Consider the following 1,657-nt stretch of genomic DNA (forward strand, 5'->3'; position numbering starts at 1 on the left):
CGAATGCTCCAACGGTTGACTTCCTTCTGGGTACTTCACAGGAATTTTAATTTTCTCGAGATCAGGTGTCGGTTTCGTATTCTCACCGATATTTGTTTCAATTGCTCCTGGACAAATAGCATTAACCCGGATTTTGTACCTTGCGAGTTCCAATGCGGCCATTTTCGTAAAAGCTACCTGTCCTGCCTTGGATGAACTGTAAGCCGTCATGCCAAATCCGGAAAAAGCCCGGCTGCCATTAATAGAGCTAGTAACAATAATACTTCCACCCTGCTCTTTTAAATAAGGAATCGCATACTTGACACATAGGAACGTTCCTTTCAGATTGACAGATAACGTTTGATCCCAATCCTCTGGCTTCATGTCCTCAATAGGCGCCAAGACGCCATTAATGCCCGCATTGGCGAAAACAACATCCAGGCGACCCCATGTTTTCACCGTCTGTTCGAAAGCATTCTTAACGCGGGTCGGATCCGCGATATCAACATCCGCGGTGATACACTCGCCGCCAGCATTCGTTATTTCCTGCTTCGTTTGCTCAACTCGCTCGTCTTTCAAATCTACAAGACACACCTTCATCCCTTGCTGGGCAAACATAATCGCAGTTGCTCGGCCAATACCTGAACCAGCCCCGGTTATCAGCGCTACCTTACTTTTCAAATCCGAAAGATGCATGCCTGTTTTTTGCAACATGTGTTCACTCATACTTTTCATCCCTTCCCTGTTTTGGATTGTTACATTTACAACATTCTGAATGAGTCTGCTCGTATGGCATTACTTATATGTAAACCTTAGGAGTTCGGCTGCATACGGAGCTTCTTCCGTTTCATAAGAGCCAATAGGAGCAGCAATAGTGGACCTACCACCATGAATATCGGGAAAATATAAGGAACAGCCACTTTTAGTGGAAAAATTACGGAGATCTCCTCATAGTTGAAAGGAATTAATGAGACTAGCAAGACGATACCTGCAATCGCCCATGTCGCTTTTCTCCAATCTTTTATACCGAATAGTTGTGAGGTTCCGTAGCTTGAAACAAATAAATATAAGGATAATTTGGTAAAAACACTCGCGATCCATATCGTAACAACAATGGCATCCAGGTTTTCGATGATACCGCCAATGGAAATCGAACGAACGATCATAAGCATTGGATACGTATAATTCGCAGCCACGTTGTGTCCAAACATTAAGATGCTGAAAACAACGGATATCAGGGTTACAATCCCTGAGAGCATGACCCCGCCTACCGCATGGCGAACAATTTGCTTCCGCTGAGCGACAAAGGCAATCAGCATCAGCAGCATGATGCAATCGCCTAAGAAGGCAGCCGCTGGCAGYGCTCCTTTCATTAATGGCAATAAGCCGTTATCGATATATATCGGCAACAGCCGATCTCTGTCCAGTTGATTAAGGGCTAAAAACATGGGTCCTATAACGCCGATCAAGATGATGGGGCCAGTTAATTCACAAATACGCGCTATAACGCCAACACCGTGTACAGTCGGATAGAGCACAACGAGAAACATGGGGATTTGGATTAAAAAAACGGGCGTCCTGGGCATGATCGTGCCTGTAATAAATATACTGAATTGTTTTAATATCACTGCAAGAATGACAATCCATACCAGCAAATACAAGACGGATATAATACCGC

General features: G+C 44.4%; 2 protein-coding genes. Both read right to left on the reverse strand.

Translation table 11 applies throughout. From position 1 onward, the window contains the following. A partial coding sequence (locus AC1DUA_RS36590; protein ID WP_477504399.1) for an SDR family oxidoreductase occupies positions 1-705 on the reverse strand: 705 nt, incomplete at its 3' end. An 86-nt stretch (positions 706-791) separates the two neighbouring features. Next, a partial coding sequence (locus AC1DUA_RS36595) for a GerAB/ArcD/ProY family transporter (RefSeq protein WP_477504400.1) occupies positions 792-1,657 on the reverse strand: 866 nt, incomplete at its 5' end.

This window comes from Paenibacillus sp. 01T422, from assembly GCF_056398785.1.